The sequence below is a fragment of the Streptomyces sp. NBC_01549 genome, from assembly GCF_026339955.1.
GTDB lineage: Bacteria > Actinomycetota > Actinomycetes > Streptomycetales > Streptomycetaceae > Streptomyces.
The window spans coordinates 4,300,547-4,322,082 of the sequence record NZ_JAPEPW010000001.1 but is presented as its reverse complement, the minus strand read 5'-3'; the positions used below and the strand labels follow the sequence as shown (position 1 = coordinate 4,322,082).

The window sequence follows — 21,536 nt, the reverse complement described above, 5'->3', positions numbered from 1 at the left end:
CTAAGGGGAGAGAGGAAAGTCTGTGGACACTGACGTGATCATCGCCGGGGCAGGCCCGACCGGTCTGATGCTCGCCGGCGAACTGCGCCTCGGCGGGGCACGCGTGACAGTGCTGGAGCGTCTGGCGGAGCCCACGGGGCAGTCCCGGGGCCTGGGCTTCACAGCCCGGGCGATGGAGGTATTCGACCAGCGCGGGCTGCTCCCGCTGTTCGGCGGTCTGGAGACCAGTCCACTGGGTCACTTCGGCGGCGTGCAGTTCGACTACACCGTGTTGGAGGGCGCCCACTTCGGAGCGCGCGGCATCCCGCAGTCGCAGACCGAAGCGGTGCTGGAGAAATGGGCCCTGTCGCTGGGGGTGGACCTCCGGCGCGGCTGGGAGCTGCACGAACTGGCCGACGACGGCGAGGGCGTGAACATCACCGCCGACACCGCACAGGGGGTCCGGAACCTGCGGGCCCGATACCTGGTGGGGTGCGACGGCGGGCAGAGCACGGTGCGCAGGCTGGCAGGCTTCGACTTCCCCGGAACCGCGGCGACTCGCGAAATGTACCTCGCCGATGTCGTCGGCTGCGAGATACGCCCCCGGTTCCTGGGTGAGCGCCTGCCCGGCGGCATGGTGATGGCCGCCCCCCTGGGCGAGGGCGTGGACCGCATCATTGTGTGCGAACACGGCACTCCGGCAGGGGAACGCACCGGGACTCCGCGCTTCGCCGAGGTCGCCGACGCCTGGCAACGGATCACCGGCGAGTCCCTTCACGGGGGCAGCGCGGAGTGGGTCAGCTCGTTCACCAATGCCACCCGCCAGGCCGGCGAATACCGGCGCGGGCGCGTCCTGCTCGCCGGTGACGCCGCCCACATCCATCTCCCCGCGGGTGGCCAGGGGTTGAGCACGGGCGTCCAGGACGCGGCGAACCTCGGCTGGAAGCTTGCCGCCGTGGTCCGGGGCTGGGCGCCGGACGGCCTGCTAAACACCTACCACGGCGAACGGCATCCGGTCGGGGCTCGGCTGCTGATGAACACCCGGGCTCAGGGGCTGGTGTTCCTCGGCGGCGACGAGGCGGATCCGTTGCGCGAGCTGTTCTCCGAGCTCATCGCGCTCGACGACGTCAAGCGCCATCTGGCGGGCATCGTCAGCGGTCTGGACGTCCGCTACGACTATGCCGTCGGCGACCACCCGCTGCTCGGCCGCCGGATTCCTCCCCTCGTACTGCGGGGCGCGGCGGGCGAGACCAGCACGACACGACTGCTGCACTCCGCCCAGGGAGTGCTGCTCGACCTGGCAGACGACCCGAAGACGCGGGCGACGGCAGTCGGCTGGAAGGACCGCGTGAACACCGTGACCGTCACTCCAGAAGCGGCAGACACCTTCTCCGGGGCAACCGCGCTGCTCGTGCGCCCCGACGGGCATGTCGCATGGGCGGCAGGCGAACCGGACGATCTGACGGACTCCCTGCGCCGCTGGTTCGGCGCACCAGCGGTGAGCTAGCCCGATGACGACAGCGACACAGACGCCGCCCTGCGGGATACGCCGGATCACCCTGCACGCCGCCGGTCTTCCTCTGTCCGCGCTGCTCTGCGAACCGGAGCGGACGCCTCCGCGCGCGACCGTGGTGGCGCTGCACGGCGCGGGCATGAGCGCAGGTTACTTCGACGGTCCGGCCCACCCCGACGTGTCGCTGCTCGCGCTGGGGGCGAGGCTCGGCTTCACGGTCCTCGCGGTAGATCGTCCCGGTTACGGTCGGTCAACCGGCCTGCTCCCGGAGGGCCAGACCCTCCGGGAGCAGGCCGTGACGCTGAGCGCAGCGCTGGAGGAGTTCGGCACCCGATACGCCACGGGCGCCGGGCTGTTCCTCCTGGCGCACTCGTTCGGCGGCAAGCTCGCACTGACCACCGCCGCCCACGAGGCACCGCACGGCCTGCTCGGGCTGGACATCTCGGGCTGCGGCCATCGGTACGCCCTGGCATCGAACGAACTGCCCGACGCTCTCGGCCACGGTCACTGGAAGCGAAACTGGGGCCGTCTCGGCCTGTACCCGCCGAACACGTTCCAGTCCAGCAGCACGCTGACCGCGCCCATGCCCGTACGGGAGCGGTGGGCGGCCGAGCAATGGCCGGAGGCCTTCGCCGATCTCGCGTCCGGCATAGGTGTCCCGGTCCGGTTCACCTTCGCCCAGTACGAGTTCTGGTGGCGCCACGATCACGTTACGCTCGACGACCTCGCATCCCGGCTGACGTCCGCACCCCGAGTGCTAGTCGACCGACAGCCCGATGCCGGGCACAACATCAGCCTGGGCTGGGCCGCCAGGCCCTACCACCTGCGGGCCCTCGGGTTCCTGGAGGAATGTCTGCCACCGCGGTACGGCACATGACGCTCACACGCACACGCACAGGCACGCGCACACCGCACGCGGCCATGCTCCGCTCGCTGTCTGTCCGTAACTTCCGGCTGTTCGCAGCCGGGCAGATCGCGTCCGCGACCGGAACGTGGATGATGATTGTGGTCCAGGACTGGCTGGTCCTGGACCTGACGAAGGATTCGAGCACGGCGCTGGCCACGGTGACGGCCCTGCAGTTCACTCCCGTGCTGCTGCTCACTCTCTATGAGGGGCGGCTCGCGGACCGTCATGACAAACGAGCACTGCTGACCATCGCCAACCTGGCCTCCGGGCTCCTCGCCCTGCTGCTGACGCTGCTGGTGCTCGCCGACTCGGCCCGGCTGTGGCAGCTGTACATATTCGGCCTGCTCACCACCGCGTTCGCCGCCGGGGCGCTGCTCGCGGCCTTCGCCGGCACCATGCGCAGCAGCCGTCCGTCCGCCCGGGTCGTGACCAGTGGCGCCTTCGCGCTCGGGCTGCTGGAGACCGCGGCCGGATGGGCGCCCGGTTGGGATTCGATGGTCGTACTGCTGACACTGACCGGCTTCGCCGCGACCTACTTCGCCCAGGCGGCCAACCACCGGATCCAGCTCGGCAGCGATCCGCGGTACCGGGGGCGTGTCCTGGCCGTGTACAGCCTGATCCTGCAGGCTCGGTACCGCTGGGCGCCCTCTTCGTCGGCCTGCTCGCCGACCACTTGGGGGCGCGGTCCGGACTGTACATCGGCGGGTTGATCTCGGCGGCCGCGGCGGCCGTCGCAGCAAGATCCGAGCGCCGGGCACATCGCAGGCAAACCCGCGACAGACGAAGTGACTGCTATGGGAACCGACAAGTAGTTGACCGACAAGTAGTTGGGGGCACCAAGTTGACCACGCAGCCATTGGCCGAGACCGTGAACCGGCTGAACGAGCTCAAGAGGATCAAGGGGGAGGCGTATGGCGGCCCGAATCCGAAGGCGACCGAGGCGCAGCACGCCAAGGGCAAGCTGACGGCACGCGAGCGCATCGAGCTGCTGCTGGACCCGGGCTCGTTCCAGGAGGTCGAGCAGTTGCGTCGGCACCGGGCGACCGGGTTCGGCCTGGAGGCGAAGAGGCCGTACACCGACGGTGTGATCACCGGCTGGGGCAAGGTCGAGGGCCGGACGGTCTTCGTGTACGCGCACGACTTCCGGATCTTCGGCGGTGCGCTGGGCGAGGCGCACGCCACGAAGATCCACAAGATCATGGACATGGCCATCACGGCCGGGGCCCCACTGGTCTCGCTGAACGACGGCGCCGGCGCCCGTATCCAGGAGGGCGTCAGCGCGCTGGCCGGCTACGGCGGCATCTTCCAGCGCAACACCCGCGCGTCGGGGGTGATCCCGCAGATCTCCGTGATGCTCGGCCCGTGCGCGGGCGGCGCCGCCTACAGCCCGGCGCTGACGGACTTCGTGTTCATGGTCCGCGAGACCTCGCAGATGTTCATCACAGGCCCTGACGTGGTCAAGGCGGTCACCGGCGAGGAGATCACTCAGAACGGGCTGGGCGGCGCGGATGTGCACGCCGAGACCTCGGGCGTGGCGCACTTCGCCTACGCCGACGAGGAGACCTGCCTCGCCGAGGTCCGCTACCTGCTGTCGATGCTCCCGCAGAACAACCGCGAACTGCCGCCCGTCGTGCAGAGTGTGGACCCTGCCGACCGGAGCGGACATGCTCTGCTCGATCTGGTTCCGGCGGACGGCAACCGCTCGTACGACATGCGCAAGGTGGTCGAAGAGATCGTCGATGAAGGCGACTTCATGGAAATCCACGCCGCCTGGGCCACCAACGTCATCTGCGCGCTGGCCCGCCTCAACGGTCAGGTGGTGGGCATCGTCGCCAATCAGCCGGCCTCCATGGCAGGGGTCCTGGACATCAACGCCAGTGAAAAGGCGGCACGGTTTGTACAGTTCTGCGACTCCTTCAACATCCCGTTGGTGACGCTGGTGGACGTGCCGGGCTTCCTGCCCGGGGTCGACCAGGAACACGAAGGCATCATCCGACGCGGCGCGAAGCTGCTGTACGCATACTGCAACGCCACGGTTCCGCGGGTCTCCTTGATCCTGCGCAAGGCGTACGGCGGCGCATACATCGTGATGGACTCCCGGTCGATCGGCGCGGACATCGCGTTGGCCTGGCCGACCAACGAAATTGCCGTGATGGGTGCCGAGGGAGCAGCCAACGTTGTGTTCCGCCGAGAGATCTCCACCGCCACAGATCCGGAGGCGATGCGCCAGCAGAAGATCAAGGAATACAAGAACGAACTGGTCCATCCGTACTACGCGGCTGAGCGCGGACTGATTGACGATGTCATCGACCCACGCAACACCCGCCAAGTACTCGGTCGAGCGGTGGCCATGCTTGCCGCCAAATCCACCGACCTGCCAAGCCGCAAGCACGGCAACCCGCCGCAGTAGCAGAGGAGCCCAAGATGAGCCGGAAGGCGGAAGCGGGCCCGCGAACCGTACGCGTGCACCGGGGATTTCCGAGCCCCGAAGAGCTCGCGGCACTGATGGCCGTGGTGCGGATCCGAAACAGCACATCAAGCGTGCAGCCGCCGGGACCGACCAGCAAACCGCGCCTGGCGGCAAGCTGGCGCAGGCCGGAGCGCCGCCAGGCCTACGCCGACCCGCGTGCTTGGCCAGGTCGCGGGAATGCCACGGGTTGAACCGCTATGGCGAGGCGTGGGCACGTGAGGCTACGGGCCGGCGCTGCATCCGCTGCAGCTCTGCCCGCAGCTTCCGAAGCGTCGGATCGGTCCATATTTCAACGGTGGACGAAGACGCGCCGATCACTGTCGCCTCTTCACCGACCGCGGTCAGCGCCTCTCCGTGACGCAGTGCCAACGATCACGGGACATTACGGCAAGTCGACGGCGATGTCGCACCCCAGCGGATAGCGCTTTACCAGCTTGCTCCGGCCCCTCCAAACCGTGAGTGGCAATGGAAGCTGCGGCGACACAACGCAAGGAGAGTTGCCTCGGCCCCAGACACACGCGTCCTGATCTCCCTCCACAGCTACTCGGAGGCCGCCACCGCGCTCGGCGTGGAAGAGTCCTGGCTGCGTGCGGCCGTACGGCCGAGTCCGTGCGTGTCCGATGCGCCCTCTAGGCTCACCCAATGCCCCCACCCCACCTGCCCGCCCACACCCTGCGCACCGCCCGCCTCGGTCTCCTCCCCCTCCGCGTCGAACACGCCGGGGAAATGGCCGAGGTGTTGTCCGACCCGGCGCTGCACGCGTTCATCGGCGGCGCACCCGCCACTCCCGAGGCCTTGCGTTCACGCTATGAACGTCTCGTCGCGGGCTCCCCCGACCCGGCCGTCGTCTGGTGCAACTGGGTGCTGCGGCTGCGCGAGGAGGGATGTCTCGTGGGTACGGTCCAGGCGACGGTCACCGGAGAGGTCGCGGAGATCGCCTGGGTGGTGGGCACGCCCTGGCAGGGGCGTGGGTTCGCCGGGGAGGCGGCACGGGGGCTGGTCGGCCGGTTGGGCGAGGAGGCCGGCATCCGTACCGTCGTCGCGCACATCCACCCCGGCCACCGGGCCTCCGCGGCCGTCGCCGCGGCGGCCGGGCTGAGCCCGACCGACCGGTACCAGGACGGCGAAGTCCGGTGGGAGCTGCCGCTACGGCGGTGACCTCAGCCGGTGTGCGAGCGGCCCGCGGCCCGCCACGCGTCGGCGAACCGATGGACGTCCTCGAAGCGTTCCTCGGGTTCGGACCGGGTCGCCCGGACGATCACCGCCTGCTGGGCCGGGGTGCCCCGCCAGGCGCGTTCCTCGTCCCCCGCGTCCAGGAGGAGCCGGGCGGTGCGGCCGAGCGTGAAGACGGTCGTACGGGTGTCGATCACGGCCCCGCACACGAACTCCTCGGGGGCCATGAACCGGCGCGAACCCGGCAGGCGCTCCTCCTCGACCACGAACGGGCCCGGCCGGTACTCGTCGAGGTCGACCAGATGGACGACGTCGCCCCTGAAGTCGTACAGCAGTGCGCCGTCGTAGAAGTCGACCGCGACATGCCCGGCGAGCTCCACCGCGAGATGGGCGTCGAGCACCCGTTCGAAGGCGGCCAGGACGAGGGAGGTCGGCAGGGCGCGGAAGCGGGCCATGGGGGTGCCCGGGCCCGTACGGTCGCGCGGTCCGCCCAGCATGGCCGGGTACAGCACCTCGCCCTCCCGCCAGGGCATCACCACCGCCGCGCCGCCGCGCCCCACGGCGATGCGGTGGACCTGCGGGACGATCGCCCGGTGCCGTACGGCCCGGTGGAAGGCCCAGGCCCGTTCGAGCGAGCGCCGGCCGCGGTCGGTCACCGCCTCCTTGACGAACCAGCGCGCCCCGTCGAGCAGCCGGACGCCGTACGACACGCATCCCGAGTCCTGCTCCCGGAACGCTTGGAACACCTCCCCCACCCTGCCCAGGTAGGGCTCCATGGCGGGCACTTCATCGACTCCGAGCAACGGATGGAGGACCATACCGATCAGATTGCCCTATCGAAGCCTTTCCGCGCGTCAGGACGAGGCCCGTACCACCAGTTCGGACGGCAGCACGACCTGTCGCTTCTCCAGACCGCGCGAGACCGCGGGGCGGCGGTCGGCGATCTCCCCGAGCAGCAGGTCGATCATGGCGCGGCCCATCTCCTCGATCGGCTGGCGCACGCTCGTCAGGGGCGGGTCCATGTGGCGGGCGATGGCGGAGTCGTCGTACCCGACGAGCGCCACGTCGTCGGGTATGCGGCGGCCCACCTCGCGCAGGACCTGGCGGGCGCCCGCCGCCATCACGTCCGAGCCCGCGAACACCGCGTCCAGGTCCGGGCAGCGGGCGAGCAGCTCGGTCATCGCGCGCCGGCCGCCCTCCTCGGTGAAGTCGCCCGGGGCGATCAGCCGGTCGCCCACCTCGCGTCCGGCCGCGCGCAGGCCCTCGCGGTAGCCGTCGACACGGCGCTGGGCACCGAAGACGTCGAGGCGGCCCGCCAGGTGGACGATCCTCTGACGTCCCCGGGCGATCAGGTGCTCGACGGCCATGCGGCCTCCGCCGTAGTTGTCGGAGTCCACGGACGGCAGAGTCTCGTCCGCCGAGCGGCGACCGCTGATCACGGCCGGGATCTCCAGCTGGGAGAGGAGGTCGGGCAGCGGGTCGTCGGCGTGGACGGAGACGAGGAGTACGCCGTCGACGCGGTGCGCGGCCAGATACTGGGCGAGGCGCTGCCGCTCCCGGTCGCTGCCCGCGAAGATCAGCAGCAGCTGCATCTCGGTGTCGGAGAGCTCCGCGCCGACACCGCGCAGCATGTCCGAGAAGTACGGTTCCGCGAAGAAGCGGGTCTCGGGCTCAGGGACGACGAGGGCGATCGCGTCCGTGCGGTTGGCGGCGAGGGCGCGTGCCGCCGTGTTCGGGACGTAGCCGAGTTCGGCGACCGCCGCCTCGACGGCCGCGCGGGTCGCGTCGCTGACCCTCGGGGAGCCGTTGATCACCCGGGACACCGTGCCGCGGCCCACGCCCGCGCGTGCCGCGACCTCTTCCAAGGTCGGCCGGCCGCCTCCCCGGCCCCGCGCTCCGTGGCTTGCCATGGTCCGCCTCCCGTCGACATCGCGCGCTCCGCGACTGGCCTGGAATCTAACAGTCCCGATCACCAGCGTGACCCCGGCAACCCGTACGTGGACGAGGTTGCGCGCCGATCCCGGCCAGGGGCCGCCGGCCGACCGTCCCGCCGGGGCCAATACCCCACTGACACGAGCCACTTCAACCGTTCGCGGCACCCCCTCGCGGCCGCCCCCCGGAGTTAGCTAACAGGCCGATAACTGAACGCATCTCTCCGCGTCGGCTCCCTTGACACCCCCGCGCGAACCGACGACTCTTCAACACATCACCTGTGGGAGCGCTCCCACGGTACCTGACACATACACATCCCGCACGTTCCCCGCCCGAGCCGCAGCGAGAAACAACGGGCCCAACAGTGCAGTTGGCCGGGGGGTCGGCACGTCAGGCAACAGGAGGACGCAATGCGCACGATCACCCGTCGGTCCCGCAGTCTGGGGGCCCTCGCGGCCGTCGCCGCGCTGACCACAGGGCTGCTGGCCGGCTGTGCCGACGACAGTGGTGGAAGCAGCGATGGGAGCAGCGGCGACACGGGCGGAGGCAAGGGCAAGACCACGATCACCCTGGGTCTCTTCGGCACCCAGGGATTCAAGGAGGCCGGCCTCTACGCCGAGTACGAGAAGCTCAACCCGAACATCAAGATCGCCGAGAATGTCGTCGAGCGCAACGAGAACTACTACCCGGCGCTGGTCAACCACCTCACCACCAACAGCGGTCTGCAGGACGTGCAGGCCGTCGAAGTCGGCAACATCGCCGAGGTCGTGGGGACCCAGGCGAGCAAGCTCGTGGACCTGTCCAAGGTCTCGGGGGTGAGCAAGAGCAACTGGCTGGACTGGAAGTGGCAGCAGGCCACCACCAAGGACGGCCAGACGATAGGACTCGGCACCGACATCGGCCCGATGGCGATCTGCTACCGCAAGGACCTCTTCCAGCAGGCCGGCCTGCCCACCGACCGTGACAAGGTCGGGCAGCTGTGGGCGGGCGACTGGAGCAAGCTCGTCGCCGCCGGCGAGACGTACAAGAAGAAGGCGCCCAGCGGCACCACCTTCATGGACTCCCCCGGTGGTCTGCTCAACGCGGTCATCAGCAGTGAGCAGGAGAAGTTCTACGACTCCTCCGGCAAGGTCATCTACAAGACGAACCCGGCCATCAAGAGCGCCTTCGACCTGACCGCGAAGGCCGCCTCGGAGGGGCTGGTCGGCGCGCAGACGCAGTTCCAGCCGGCCTGGGACACGACGATCGCCAACAGCAAGTTCGCCGCGGTGGCCTGCCCGCCGTGGATGCTCGGCTACCTCAAGGGCAAGTCGAAGCCGGACGCCGCGGGCAAGTGGGACGTGGCCGCCGCGCCCAAGTCCGGCAACTGGGGCGGCACCTTCCTGACCGTGCCCAAGAGCGGCAAGCACGTCACGGAGGCCGAGAAGCTGGTCACCTGGCTGACCGCACCCGCCCAGCAGGCCAAGCTGTTCAACGTGCAGGGCAGCTTCCCGAGCGCACCCGGTGCCTACAGCCTGCCCCAGGTGACCGACGCGAAGAACACGATGACCGGTGACACACCGATCGGCAAGGTCTTCGCCGAGGCCGCCAAGGCCATCCCGACCCAGGTGATCGGCCCGAAGGACCAGATCATCCAGCAGGGTCTGACCGACAACGGCGTCATCCTCGTCACCAAGGGCAAGTCGGCCGCGGAGGCCTGGAACACGGCCACCAAGACCATCGACAACAACCTCGAGAAGTGACCGGTATGGCCACCCGGCACGACACCGCCGCGCCCCCCGCCGAGGAGGGGGGCGCGGCCCCGGGCCGTCCGCCCGCCGACGCCGTATCCGCCGAGCCCGACGAGAAGGACCGGCGGCGCCGGGCCCGACTGTCCCGCCGCTGGCAGCGGGACCTGCGGTGGAGCCCGTACGCGTTCGTCTCACCGTTCTTCCTGCTGTTCCTCGCGTTCGGCCTGTTCCCGCTGATCTACACGGGCTGGGCCTCGCTGCACACGGTGGAGCTGACGGCGCCCACCGACATGCAGTGGGCGGGCCTGCGCAACTACACCCGCATCTTCGACGACGACTTCTTCTGGAACGCGGCGAAGAACACCCTGACCATCGGGATCATCTCGACCGTCCCGCAGCTGCTGATGGCGATGGGCCTCGCCCACATCCTCAACTACAAGCTGCGCGGCTCGATCTTCTACCGGGTCATGATGCTCGCGCCGTACGCGACGTCGATCGCCTCCGCCTCGCTCGTGTTCGTGCTGCTCTTCGGTCGCGACTACGGCATGATCAACTGGGCGCTGCACGCCATCGGTTTCGACAAGATCGACTGGCAGAACGACAAGTGGCCCTCCCAGATCGCCGTCTCGACGATCGTCATCTGGCGCTGGACCGGCTACAACGCGCTGATCTACCTGGCGGCGATGCAGGCGATCCCGCACGACCTGTACGAGTCGGCGGCCCTCGACGGGGCCAACCGCTGGCAGCAGTTCTTCCATGTGACCCTGCCGTCGCTGCGGCCGACGATCCTGTTCACCGTCGTCGTCTCGACCATCGGAGCAAGTCAGGTCTTCGGCGAGCCACTGCTGTTCGACGCCAACAAGGGCGCGTCCGGCGGTGCCGAGCACCAGTTCCAGACACTCGGCCTGTACCTCTACGAGCAGGGCTGGGTCAACCAGCACCTGGGCCGCGCCTCCGCGATCGCCTGGACGATGTTCCTGATCCTCATCGTGATCGGGATCGTCAATTACGTCATCTCGCGCCGGCTGCGCGCCAGTAGTTAAGGAGAACCGGCCGTGACGACGACCCTGACGAAACCCCCGGCGGACGCGGTACCCGAACCGCCGAAACGTCTGCGGCGCCCCAAGTCGGCACGCGCGGGCGGACAGATGCACGCGGGGCCCCTCGCGTACGTCATCCTCGCACTGTTCACCTTCGGCTCGCTGGGCCCGCTGGTGTGGACCGCGATCGCCGCCTCCCGCGACACCAACCGGCTGGCGCAGTCCCCGCCGCCCTTCTGGTTCGGCTCGAACCTCTTCCACAACCTCGACGTCGCCTGGACGGAGGCCAATCTGGGCGAGGCCTTCGTCAACACCACGTTCGTGGCGGGTGTTTCGGCGGTGACCGTGGTCTTCCTGTCCACCCTCGCCGGATTCGCCTTCGCCAAACTGCGCTTCAAGGGCCGCGGCGCCCTGATGCTGATCGTCGTCGGCACGATGATGGTGCCGCCACAGCTCAGTGTGATCCCGCTCTACATGATGGTCGCCAAGCTCGACTGGACCGACCAGCTGCAGGCGGTGATCTTCCCGTCGCTGGTGAGCGCGTTCGGGGTGTTCTTCATGCGGCAGTACCTGATCCAGGCACTGCCGGACGAGCTGATCGAGGCGGCCCGTGTCGACGGCGCGAGCAGCTGGCGGGTGATCTGGCACGTGGTGTTCCCGGCCGCCCGGCCCGCCATGGCGGTGCTCGGCATGCTGGTGTTCGTGCAGACGTGGAACGACTTCCTGTGGCCGTTCCTCGTGCTCACCCAGACCGGCAACCCGACCGTGCAGGTCGCGGTCGCGGGCCTCGGCCGCGGCTTCACTCCCGACCAGTCCCTGATCATGGCGGGCGCGCTGCTCGGCACGCTGCCGCTGCTCTTCGTCTTCGCCCTGTTCGGCAAGCAGATCGTCGGCGGCATCATGCAGGGCGCCGTCAAGGGCTGACCTCTTTTCGCCGGCGGGAGAGGGGGGCCGGGCCACCACGGTCATGGCCCCTCCTCCCCCCTCTCTTCCCTCCCCTCTTCTCTTCTTCTCCCCTCTTCCCTCCCCCTCTTCATTTCCGTCGGTCTCCACGACCTCCTATGGGAGCGCTTCCATGCCTGAGTCCGCATCGCCCGTGACCTTTCCCCCCGCCTTCCTCTGGGGCGCGGCGACCTCCGCGTACCAGATCGAGGGGGCGGTACGGGAGGACGGCCGTACGCCCTCCATCTGGGACACCTTCAGCCACACGCCGGGCAAGACGGCCGGTGGCGAGACCGGTGACATCGCTGTCGACCACTACCATCGCTACCGCGACGACGTGGCCCTGATGGCGGAGCTGGGCCTGTCCGCGTACCGCTTCTCGATCTCCTGGTCCCGGGTGCAGCCGACGGGTCGCGGCCCCGCGGTCCAGCGGGGCCTGGACTTCTACCGCAACCTCGTCGACGAGCTGCTCTCGCACGGCATCAAGCCGGCCATCACGCTCTACCACTGGGACCTCCCGCAGGAGCTGGAGGACGCGGGTGGCTGGCCGGAGCGCGACACGGCGTTTCGTTTCGCGGAGTACGCGCAGATCGTGGGCGAGGCACTGGGTGACCGTGTCGAGCAGTGGATCACCCTCAACGAGCCCTGGTGCAGCGCGTTCCTGGGCTACGGCTCGGGTGTGCACGCGCCGGGCCGTACGGACGCGGCGGCGTCGCTCAAGGCGGCCCACCATCTGAACCTGGCGCACGGCCTGGGCACCACCGCGCTGAGGTCCGCGATGCCGGCCCGCAACACGGTCGCGGTCAGCCTGAACTCGTCGGTGGTCAGGCCCCTTTCTCCGTCCCCGGCGGATCTGGCGGCGGTCCGGCGCATCGACAACCTGGCCAACGGCGTGTTCCACGGTCCGATGCTGCACGGTGCCTACCCGGAAGGCCTGTTCGCGGAGACCTCCTCGATCACGGACTGGTCGTACGTCCTGGACGGCGACCTCGCGGTGATCAAGCAGCCGCTCGACGCGCTGGGGTTGAACTACTACACCCCGACGCTGGTGTCGGCGGCTTCGGAATCGTCCGACGGCCCTCGCCCGGACGGCCACGGAGCGAGTGCCTACTCGCCGTGGCCGGGTGCGGACGGTGTCGCTTTCCACCAGACTCCCGGCGAGCGTACGGAGATGGGCTGGACGATCGACCCGACCGGCCTGCACGACCTGATCATGCGCTACTCGCGGGAGGTCCCGGGTCTGCCGCTGTACATCACGGAGAACGGCGCGGCCTACGACGACAAGCCGGACCCGGAGGGCCGCGTCCACGACCCCGAGCGCATCGCGTACCTGCACGGCCACCTGGCGGCGGTCCGCGGTGCGATCGCCGACGGCGCGGACGTACGGGGCTACTACCTCTGGTCCCTGATGGACAACTTCGAGTGGGCGTACGGCTACGGCAAGCGGTTCGGGGCGGTGTACGTCGACTACGCGACCCTGAGCCGTACGCCCAAGTCGAGCGCGCACTGGTACGGGAAGGTGGCACGGACGGGGTCGCTGCCGCCGGCGGCGTCGGCCGACGCCGAGTAGGTCATTTGGTTCCTTTGTCCGGGGGGAGCGGGGGGAGGGGGCGCGGCGCCTGGGGGGGTGCCGCGCCCCCGTCGCGTATCGCGTGCGCGTGCCGCCCGATCAACGCCCGAGCTCGAACCAAGTGGCCTTGCCCGGCCCCGGGCCGTGCGTGCACACGCCCCAGGCGTCGGAGCCGTACGAGATGAGCTGTATGCCGCGGCCGTCTTCGGCGTCGGGGGTGGGGGTACGGCAGGTGGGCAGGCCCGGGGCTTCGTCGTGCACGAGGACGCGGAGACGGTGGGGGGCGGTCCAGCCGGCGTAGAGGGTCACGGGGTTGGTGCAGTCCTTGCCGACGCAGGCGTTGATGGCGTTGGTGACGGCTTCCGAGGTCAGCAGCACTGCGGTGTCGGTGAGTTCGGGGCGGTGGGAGGCGGCGAGGAGAGTACGGACGGTTTCGCGGGCGGCGCGGACCCAGACGGGGTGGGGCGGGAAGACGAGGGAGACGTCGGTGGGGGCGGGGAGGGGGTGTGGGGGGTCCTCCATGAGGGCTCCTTCGGGTGTGGGTGGGTGTGGGCGCGCGCATGCGGTGACCAGGTCCGGGGCCTCAACTGGGGTGAGGGTGGGGGTACTTCCTCGGGGCGCGGGGGGGTAGTTCGTCTCCGACGGTACGGTCAGCCGTGAGTTGAGTTCAATCGTGAACGCCACTTACGACCCATGTGGGTGACATCGGAAGCAACGGGTCGACGCCACTCCTGTGATCGCGGCACACTGCGCACGGTTCAGAGGGAGGGAACATGCCACCACGGAGCAGCCCCAGCGAACGTCAACGACGTCTGGGCGCGGAGCTGCGCAAACTCCGGCTGCGCGCTCACCTGTCGACCGACGACGCTGCCGCGTTGTTGGAGGGCGAGCGCACTCGGGTCAGCCACATCGAGGCAGGGCGGCTCAATGTCTCCCACAACCGGCTGTACAAGTTGCTCCGCGCATACCACTGCCCGGCAGGACCGTACTTCGACGAGCTCATGAGCATGGCCCAGGCGAGCGGGAAGGGCTGGTGGGACGAGTTCGACGACACGATCGGCCCCACCGCCCGGAACCTGGCAGAGCTGGAGTCACGGTCTGCTGTGCTGCGCACGCACGAACCGCTGTTCATCCCCGGCATGCTCCAGACCGAGGAATACGCACGCACTGTCCTCAGTGAAACCGAGGAGAACCCTCAACGGGCCGACCGTTACGTCGAGTTCCGCCTCGCCCGGCAGCGCGTCCTACAAGGCGATGCGGCCGTGACGTACCGGTCAGTCATCCACGAAGCGGCGCTGCACACCCTCATCGGCGGCCCTCAGGTCATGCGCAGGCAACTCCTCCGCTTGATCGAGGTCTCCCGACTGCCCAATGTGACCGTGCAGATCTTCCCGTTCGAGGGTGGTGGCTACTCCGCGTACAGCGGTTCGTTCGCCATCTTCGGAGGTGTGGCGAACGCGTTGGACACGGTCTACCTGGAACACCCGCGGAACTCTCTCTTCCTCGGCGATAGCAAGCACCTCGACGAGTACGCCAAAATGTTCGAGCGACTTTCCGAGCTGGCTCTTGCTCCTGTCGATCCCCAGTCGGCACCGGAAACTCATGAGTCCCGCGACTCACTGAGCCTGATCCAGCACGTCATGTACGCCCTCTGAAAGGAACCGCGATGGCCCGACTCACCTGGCAGAAGTCCTCATTCAGCGGCGGCGGCGAAGGCAACTGCGTGGAGCTGGCGGCAACCCCCACCTTCGACCGCATCCACCTCCGCGAAAGCGACCAGCCCGCCATCATCGCCACCGCTACACCCCACGCCCTGGCGAACCTGCTTCACGCGGTGAAGGCCGGAAACCTCAGTCGCTGAGCCCCAGGCACCTGATACCAGCCCGGCATCCCACAGAAGTGCATCCGCTCACACTGCGACGAGGCGGACCCTCTCCCCGCACAGCTTGACCATGTCGTCGAGGTCCGAGGTGAGCATGACCACCGGGCGGCGTTGCCGCAGCGCCATCTCGGCCACGGCGGCGTCGATCGCGTACTTGTGGCCATGCAACCCAGCGCCGATCAGCATGGCCGAGGCAGCCTTCGCATCCTCGTGACCGCGGCGCGGAGCGCCGCGGTGTCGCTCGTGTCTGCTCGGCCGCGAAGCGGCCAGGTGCCGTGTCCGGCGGAGCTGGCGCCGCATCGCGCCGTGGCGGGTTTACCCGTTCGGGTGACGCATAGTGAACGTGCGGTGGGCAGTCGCACGCGTGTGTAAGTTCGGTGATCGTGAAGCTGGTGGTGCAGGTCAAACTGCTGCCGACGCCCGTGCAGGCGGCGGCGCTGGAGGCGACCCTGCGCGCCTGCAACGAAGCGGCCACCTGGGCCTGCAGCGTGGCGTTCGAGAAGGATGTGAAGAACAACTTCGCACTGCGCGAGCACACCTACGGTGAGATCAAGGCCCGGTGGGGGCTGGGGGCGCAGGCCGCCCAGCACGTCATCAAGAAGACCTGCGACGCGTACGCCGCGCTGAAGGCCAACCTGAGGGCCGGGAACCTGGGCAGGCCGGGCTCGAAGCGCTACTGCAGGGCGGTGGACAAGCCGGTCGTCTTCCGTCCGGAGGGCGCGCAGCCCTACGACGACCGGATGCTGTCCTGGCAGATCGACCGGCGCCGGATCTCGATCTGGACGACCGCCGGGCGGATCAAGGGGGTGGCGTTCACCGCCTCAGCGGAGCAGATGGCCGTCCTGGCCCTGTACCGCAGGGGTGAGTCCGATCTGCTGTCGCGGGACGGCATGTGGTTCCTGAACGCCACCTGCGAGGTTCCCGAAGCGCCGCTGAACACCGATCCGGCGGACTTCCTTGGCATCGACCTGGGCATCGTCAACATCGCCACCACGTCCGACGGCGAGATCATGGCCGGACGCGAGCTCAACCGCATCCGCACCCGGGAGCGCACGCTGCGCACCAAGCTGCAGAAGAAGAACACCCCGTCCGCCAGGCGCCGACTGAAGAAACGGCGGCGCAAGGAGACGCGGCGCGCACGAGACATCAACCACAAGATCGCGAAGCATGTGGTGGCCGAGGCAGAACGCACCGGTCGCGGAATCGCCCTGGAAGAGCTGACGGGCATCCGCGAACGGGTACGGCTTCGAAAGCCCCAACGGGCCACCCACTCCAGCTGGGCCTTCGCCCAGCTGGGAGCGTTCATCGCGTACAAGGCCCGCAAGGCAGGGGTGCCGGTGGTGCACGTCGATCCGGCGTACACCTCCCGCACCTGCGCCGAATGCGGGCACATCGACAAGGCGAACCGGGTCTCGCAGGCCTGGTTCGCGTGCCGGTCCTGCCGATTCGTTGATCACGCAGACCGGAACGGCTCCCGCAACATCCGCGCCAGGGCGCGGGAGTTGTGGCGACGCGGGGCGCAGTCAACCGCCCCAGACCCGCATCCCGAACCGGGGCGTGGGACAGGACGCAAACGCAGCACCACAGCCAGTGGCGCCCGTTGTGCAAGCCCGAGACTTCAGTCTCGGGTCGTTGACAAAGTTGCCTTGGCGCCGCCGAGATTGCCGTCAGGGTGGCCTTCGAAGGGGGCAGAGCCGACCGCGGGCGACACCCCGCGGCAGGGCGGGCACGCCCTCCCCCTCACCTCCCGCAAAGGCCCTTCACGACCCTCCGCGCATCTGCCCTGACCTGGCCTTTCGCGCCTGCTAGGCCCTACCGTCACCCCATCACGGAAGGGGACCGGATGGACCGGAACATACGCACGATCGACGATGTGGTGAAGCTGCTGGACGGCCTGTTCGCGCCGGAGGCCGACCGCTGGACGAGCGGCGGCGCCGCCTGGTGGGACGGCTTCTACGCCGACCGATCCAAGCCCGTACCGTTCTTCGTCGCGAAGCCGGACGAGAACCTGGTCGGATACCTCGACGAGAACCTGATCGCCCCGGGCCGCGCCCTCGATCTGGGCTGCGGGCCGGGGCGCAACGCCCTTCACCTGGCCGCCGCGGGCTTCCGGGTGGACGCGGTCGACCTGTCCCCGACGGCCATCGCCTGGGCCGAGGACCGTGCGCGGGAGGCCGGGGCCGAGATCCGCTTCCACTGCGGCGACGCGTTCGCGCTCACCCCTGACGAGCTGGACGGCCCTTACGACCTGATCTACGACTCGGGCTGCTTCCACCATCTGCCGCCGCACCGCCGTATCAGCCACCTCGCCCTGCTCGACCGCGTCCTCGCCCCGGGCGGCCATCTCGCCCTCACCTGCTTCGCCGCCGGCGAGATGGGCTGCGAACTCCCCGACGAGGCCTTCTACCAGCAGTCCGCGCTGCACGGCGGACTCGCCTACACGCCCGAGTCCCTGCGCTGGGTCTTCTCCGACCTGACCGAGGTCGAACTGCGCCGCATGCGCGACGAGCCGCCCGAGTCCGGGCTCTTCGGCGAGCCCTTCCTCTGGACGGCCCTGTTCCGCCGCGACGGGTAACCCCCGGGCGGGGTCGATTACTTGTACGCGCCGAACGCCTTCGAGAACGCCCCCGCGTCCTGCGCGATCGAGCTGCAGGTCGCGTCGGCGGAGTTCTTCGCGCCGCCGGGGCACTGCTTGTCGCGGGTGGCGGATCACATAGAGAGCCAGCCGAGGCCCTTCGACTTGGCGAAGTCGACCAGTTGGGTCGCGTCGTCGACCTTGAAGATCTCGGAGGCGACGTCGTTGACGCCGATCATCGGGGTGACGGCGACGGACTTCCACGCCGCGCTGTCCGACAGCCCGAGAACACTCTTCACCTGGGCCTGGGTGGCGGTGGCGGCCTGCTCGGCGTAGGTGCCCATGTCGCCGCTGTACGCGGGGCCGTAGTCCATCGCCATGATGTTGACCGCGGAGATCTTCACGCCGTTCGACTTGGCGTCGGAGAGCAGGTTCACGCCGTCCTGGGTCAGGCCCTCGGGCATGACCGGGAGGGTGAGGGACACGTCCAGATTGGGGTGTTGCCGCTGGAGCTTCGCGATCGCCTTCGCCCGGTTGGTGTTCGCGGCCGTGTTCGGCAGCGCGCCACCCTCGATGTCGAAGTCGACCTTGGTCAGGTCGTACGCGTCCACGGCCTTCCCGTACGCCGCCGCCAGCGCGTCCGCCGACGCACAGGTCGTCGCCAGCTCCGAGCCCGAGGCTCCGCCGAAGGACACGCGGACGTCGCCGCCCTTCGCCCGCAACGCGCCGATCTGCGATGCCACGCCGTCACTGGCGAGGTCGGTCACCCCGCCCCACTTCGGCGTACAGCCGCCGCCGTCGGTGATGAAGGCCAGGTTGTAGTCCTTCACACCGGTGGCCGTGGCGCTGCCGACCAGGTCGAAGGCCGGGTAGAGGGAGGTGTCGACATACGGCGCGAAGCCCGCACCGGTCGTCGTGCCACTGCCGGTGGTCTCCGAGGCGGAGGGAGTGGGCGTGGGGGTCGAGGTGGGGGTGGCCGTGGGGGTCGAGGTCGATGTGGGGGGCCGCGTGGCGGTGGGAGTGGGGGTCGGCGACGACTGGGTCGGGCGGCCGCTCGGCTCCGGCGTCGCGCCGTCGTCCACCGAGCACTTGGCGCCGTCGATGACACAGCCCTTCGGATCCGCGGTGCCTTTCACGACGAAGCCGACAGTGACCGACTCGCCGGCCGCCAGCCCGTCCTTGTCCCAGGACGGCGGCTTCACGGTGACGTGCTGCCCGCTCACCGTCGACGTCCCGTTCCACAGCGAGCTGAGCTCCGCGCCCGTCGGCAGGTCGAACTCCAGCGTCCAGTCCCCCTTCGCCCGGCCGGTGTCGTTGGTGATGACGTACTGCGCGGTGTAGCCCGTCGACCAGTCACTGGTCTTGGTGTACGCGGCGCCCACGCCGGCCGCCAGCGCGGTCCCGGAGAACAGGAAGGCGCCACCGCCGACCACGGCCGCGGCGACGATCCCGCCTATCGCCTTGTTCCTGCCACTGACCTTGCGCCGGTGCGTGCTGCTCTTGGCGTGTGCCTGCCTTCGCGGTTCGCTGAGGGTGGGGTGCGGCAGCACGCTAGCGATCCGGAATCGGGCAAACCGCCTCATCAGGACGCCCGTTGGCGATCTTATGGCGCGCTTAAGGAAGGCATGGGGGACGGTTAAAGGTAGAGACCAATTGGGGCTTCACACCCGGCTCACACCCATGCCCCGCCTACGACGCCGCACTGATCCCCTGTGCCCGCGTCGCACCGGAGCCCGCCCGTCCAGCTGGATCCATATCCGCACCTCGGTGCCGCCCAGCACCGACGAACCGATCCGCACGTCCCCGCCCGTCGTCTCCGCGAGCCGGCGGACGATGTCCAGGCCGAGGCCGGTCGAGCCGTCGTTGCCGGAGCCCTTCCCCCGCGCCATCGCCGCCTCCGGGTCCAGGATGCCCGGGCCCGCGTCCGACACCAGCACGATCACCGCGTCCTCGCTGTTGTGCACGTCGACCGCGAAGGCCGTGCCCTCCGGGGTGTGCCGGAACACGTTCCCGAGGAGTGCGTCGAGCGCGGCGACGAGGTCCGCCCGGGCGACCGGTATGCGTACGGGACGGTCCACTCCCGCCACCCGCACCTTGCGCCCCTCGTCCTCGGCGAGCGCCGACCAGAAGTCCATCCGCTCGCGGACGACCTCCGACGCGTCGCACCCGGCGCCGATGACCGCCGCCGTCTGCGGCTTGGACTCCCGGGCCGTCCTGATGATCGTGTCGACCTCCCGCTCCAACTGCGCCACCGCCGCCCGCGTCTGCTCGGCGGCCGGCCCGTCACCGAGCGAGGCCGTGTTGAGCCGCAGCACGGTCAGCGGGGTACGCAGACGATGGGAGAGGTCGGCGGCCAACTCCCGCTCATTGGCCAGAAGCTGTACGACCTGATCCGCCATCGAGTTGAACGCCACCGCCGCCAGCCGCAGTTCGGTCGGCCCCTCCTCGGGCACCCTCGCACCGAGCTTCCCCTCCCCCAGTTCATGCGCGCCCTCGACCAGCCGCTGCGCCGGCTGCACCATCCGTACTCCCAGCCGGTCGGCGACCGCGACCGAGCCGACGATGAGCGCGACCCCGACCGCGGCGAGCACCGCCCAGGCCGTGCCGACCCCGTTGCTGACCTCGGACTCGGGGACGTACACCTCGACGACCGCGATCTCGCCTGAGCTCAGCGCGGTGGGCTGGAGCAGGATGGAACCGCCCGGGACCTCCGCGGTGGAGGCCCGGCCGATGCTGCGCGTGGTCGCGATGTCCTTGGCCGCGGCGCGCTGTCGTCCGATGTCGACCGCCTTGGCGCCGTCGCTCGCCGGTATGTGCACGGCCATCCCGTCGTCCGAGCCGGCGGAGGCGACGACCCGCTCCAACTGCTCCCGGTCGGTGGTGATGGACAGCGCGGGCGCGATGGCCGCGGCCTGCCGCTCGGCGTTCGAGAAGGCACGGTCCCTGGCCATCTCCTTGATGACGAGGCCCAGCGGGACCGCGAAGGCCACCACGACCATCGTGGTCACCGCCACGCACACCTTGACCAGTGCCCACCTCATCGCGGCGGCTCCGAGCTCGGTAGTTCCAGCTTCACGCCGACCCCGCGCAGCGTGTGCAGATAGCGCGGCCTCGCCGCCGTCTCGCCCAGTTTCCGGCGCAGCCACGACAGATGGACGTCGATGGTCTGGTCGTCCCCGTACGACTGCTGCCACACCTCGGCGAGCAGTTCCTTGCGGGCGACGACCACACCCGGCCGGCCGGCGAGAAACGCGAGCAGGTCGAACTCGCGCCGGGTGAGGTCCAGTCGGGCGCCGTCCAGCTCGGCCTGGCGGCGCAGCGGGTCGATGGCCAGGCCGCCGACCCGGATGACCGACGAGGCGGGCGCGTCCCCCGTCGCCCGCGCGCGGCGCAGGACGGCGGCCATCCTCGCGGACAGGTGCTCGACCGAGAACGGCTTGGTCAGATAGTCGTCCGCCCCGTCGTTCAGCAGGCGGACGATCTCCGTCTCGTCGTCCCGCGCGGTGGCGATGATCACCGGGACGTCGGTGATTCCGCGCAGCATCTTCAGGGCCTCGGCCCCGTCCAGATCGGGCAGTCCGAGGTCCAGGATGACGACGTCGAAGGGGTTATGGGCAACCTCGCGCAGCGCCTCAAGGGCGGTGCCGACACTGCGCACCGTGTGCGCGGCTTCGGTCAGATGCCGGATGAGAGCGCTGCGTACGAACTGGTCGTCCTCGACCACGAGCACACTTGCCATGCGCCGCACCGTACGCCATCTGTGCGATGCCGGTCCGGTGCCTGTGGATAACTCGGGCCGCCGTCCTGACGGATGACATGGGAG

At 69.4% G+C, this 21,536-nt stretch carries 19 protein-coding genes and 2 pseudogenes; 14 read left to right on the top strand and 7 right to left on the bottom strand.

The window, feature by feature from the left end:
• Positions 1-22: 22 nt before the first annotated feature.
• The 6 genes from OG819_RS19270 to OG819_RS19250 all read left to right on the top strand — a co-directional run bounded on the left by OG819_RS19270 (position 23) and on the right by OG819_RS19250 (position 6,027).
• Positions 23-1,486 (top strand): FAD-dependent monooxygenase, encoded by a 1,464-nt coding sequence (locus OG819_RS19270; RefSeq protein ID WP_266650592.1) that lies wholly within the window; start codon positions 23-25, stop codon positions 1,484-1,486.
• A gap of 4 nt (positions 1,487-1,490) precedes the next feature.
• Entirely contained in the window at positions 1,491-2,369 is an 879-nt protein-coding gene (locus OG819_RS19265) for an alpha/beta fold hydrolase (RefSeq protein WP_266650590.1), read from the top strand.
• Entirely contained in the window at positions 2,366-3,109 is a 744-nt protein-coding gene (locus OG819_RS19260) for an MFS transporter (protein WP_266650584.1), read from the top strand. Before OG819_RS19265 ends, OG819_RS19260 begins: the two co-directional genes overlap by 4 nt.
• Positions 3,110-3,255: 146 nt before the next feature.
• Positions 3,256-4,809, top strand: a complete 1,554-nt coding sequence (locus OG819_RS19255) for an acyl-CoA carboxylase subunit beta (RefSeq protein ID WP_266650582.1) — start codon at positions 3,256-3,258, stop codon at positions 4,807-4,809.
• A 14-nt stretch (positions 4,810-4,823) separates the two neighbouring features.
• Complete coding sequence (locus tag OG819_RS59095) at positions 4,824-5,060, top strand: acyl-CoA carboxylase subunit epsilon (protein WP_353963249.1); 237 nt, start codon at positions 4,824-4,826, stop codon at positions 5,058-5,060.
• 451 nt (positions 5,061-5,511) lie between these two features.
• On the top strand, positions 5,512-6,027 hold the full coding sequence (locus tag OG819_RS19250; protein ID WP_266650580.1) for a GNAT family N-acetyltransferase: 516 nt from the start codon (positions 5,512-5,514) through the stop codon (positions 6,025-6,027).
• A 2-nt stretch (positions 6,028-6,029) separates the two neighbouring features.
• Here OG819_RS19250 and OG819_RS19245 read toward each other — a convergent pair whose 3' ends face one another.
• Positions 6,030-6,860 carry a serine/threonine protein kinase gene (locus OG819_RS19245; RefSeq protein ID WP_266413724.1) on the bottom strand — a complete coding sequence of 277 codons (831 nt, stop codon included), beginning with the start codon at positions 6,858-6,860 and terminating at the stop codon, positions 6,030-6,032.
• A 36-nt stretch (positions 6,861-6,896) separates the two neighbouring features.
• Positions 6,897-7,952, bottom strand: coding sequence for a LacI family DNA-binding transcriptional regulator (locus tag OG819_RS19240; protein ID WP_266650578.1), 1,056 nt, complete (start codon positions 7,950-7,952; stop codon positions 6,897-6,899).
• 432 nt (positions 7,953-8,384) lie between these two features.
• Here OG819_RS19240 and OG819_RS19235 point away from each other — a divergent pair, with 432 nt between their 5' ends.
• The 4 genes from OG819_RS19235 (at position 8,385) to OG819_RS19220 (ending at position 13,256) form a co-directional block, all read left to right on the top strand.
• Positions 8,385-9,716, top strand: coding sequence for an extracellular solute-binding protein (locus tag OG819_RS19235; protein ID WP_266650576.1), 1,332 nt, complete (start codon positions 8,385-8,387; stop codon positions 9,714-9,716).
• A 5-nt stretch (positions 9,717-9,721) separates the two neighbouring features.
• Positions 9,722-10,747 carry a carbohydrate ABC transporter permease gene (locus tag OG819_RS19230; RefSeq protein ID WP_266652743.1) on the top strand — a complete coding sequence of 342 codons (1,026 nt, stop codon included), beginning with the start codon at positions 9,722-9,724 and terminating at the stop codon, positions 10,745-10,747.
• Positions 10,748-10,759: 12 nt separating this feature from the next.
• Complete coding sequence (locus tag OG819_RS19225; RefSeq protein ID WP_266650574.1) at positions 10,760-11,668, top strand: carbohydrate ABC transporter permease; 909 nt, start codon at positions 10,760-10,762, stop codon at positions 11,666-11,668.
• A 151-nt stretch (positions 11,669-11,819) separates the two neighbouring features.
• The gene (locus OG819_RS19220; protein ID WP_266650572.1) at positions 11,820-13,256 is read left to right on the top strand and encodes a GH1 family beta-glucosidase; all 1,437 of its coding nucleotides are present in this window, start codon (positions 11,820-11,822) and stop codon (positions 13,254-13,256) included.
• 99 nt (positions 13,257-13,355) lie between these two features.
• Here OG819_RS19220 and OG819_RS19215 read toward each other — a convergent pair whose 3' ends face one another.
• Positions 13,356-13,778, bottom strand: a complete 423-nt coding sequence (locus OG819_RS19215; RefSeq protein ID WP_266650570.1) for an ATP-binding protein — start codon at positions 13,776-13,778, stop codon at positions 13,356-13,358.
• Between the two features lie 251 nt (positions 13,779-14,029).
• On the opposite strand from OG819_RS19215, the gene OG819_RS19210 reads away from it, so the two are divergent.
• Together OG819_RS19210 and OG819_RS19205 are read left to right on the top strand one after the other, a co-directional pair.
• Entirely contained in the window at positions 14,030-14,911 is an 882-nt protein-coding gene (locus OG819_RS19210; RefSeq protein ID WP_266650568.1) for a helix-turn-helix transcriptional regulator, read from the top strand.
• Between the two features lie 11 nt (positions 14,912-14,922).
• Complete coding sequence (locus OG819_RS19205) at positions 14,923-15,117, top strand: DUF397 domain-containing protein (protein ID WP_266650562.1); 195 nt, start codon at positions 14,923-14,925, stop codon at positions 15,115-15,117.
• Between the two features lie 48 nt (positions 15,118-15,165).
• Here the strand turns inward: OG819_RS19205 and OG819_RS19200 are convergent.
• Positions 15,166-15,348, bottom strand: a pseudogene (locus OG819_RS19200) (DNA-binding protein); the annotation flags it as partial.
• A gap of 173 nt (positions 15,349-15,521) precedes the next feature.
• Here OG819_RS19200 and OG819_RS19195 point away from each other — a divergent pair.
• The gene (locus tag OG819_RS19195) at positions 15,522-16,925 is read left to right on the top strand and encodes a transposase (protein WP_266650560.1); all 1,404 of its coding nucleotides are present in this window, start codon (positions 15,522-15,524) and stop codon (positions 16,923-16,925) included.
• Positions 16,926-16,981: 56 nt separating this feature from the next.
• Complete coding sequence (locus OG819_RS19190) at positions 16,982-17,713, top strand: class I SAM-dependent methyltransferase (protein ID WP_266650559.1); 732 nt, start codon at positions 16,982-16,984, stop codon at positions 17,711-17,713.
• A 17-nt stretch (positions 17,714-17,730) separates the two neighbouring features.
• Here the strand turns inward: OG819_RS19190 and OG819_RS19185 are convergent.
• The 3 genes and pseudogenes from OG819_RS19185 to OG819_RS19175 form a co-directional block, all read right to left on the bottom strand.
• A pseudogene (locus OG819_RS19185) lies at positions 17,731-19,170 on the bottom strand (cellulose binding domain-containing protein).
• Positions 19,171-19,374: 204 nt separating this feature from the next.
• On the bottom strand, positions 19,375-20,754 hold the full coding sequence (locus OG819_RS19180) for a HAMP domain-containing sensor histidine kinase (protein ID WP_266650557.1): 1,380 nt from the start codon (positions 20,752-20,754) through the stop codon (positions 19,375-19,377).
• On the bottom strand, positions 20,751-21,452 hold the full coding sequence (locus OG819_RS19175; protein ID WP_266650555.1) for a response regulator transcription factor: 702 nt from the start codon (positions 21,450-21,452) through the stop codon (positions 20,751-20,753). The genes OG819_RS19180 and OG819_RS19175 overlap by 4 nt, the downstream gene beginning before the upstream one ends.
• Positions 21,453-21,536 lie beyond the last annotated feature (84 nt).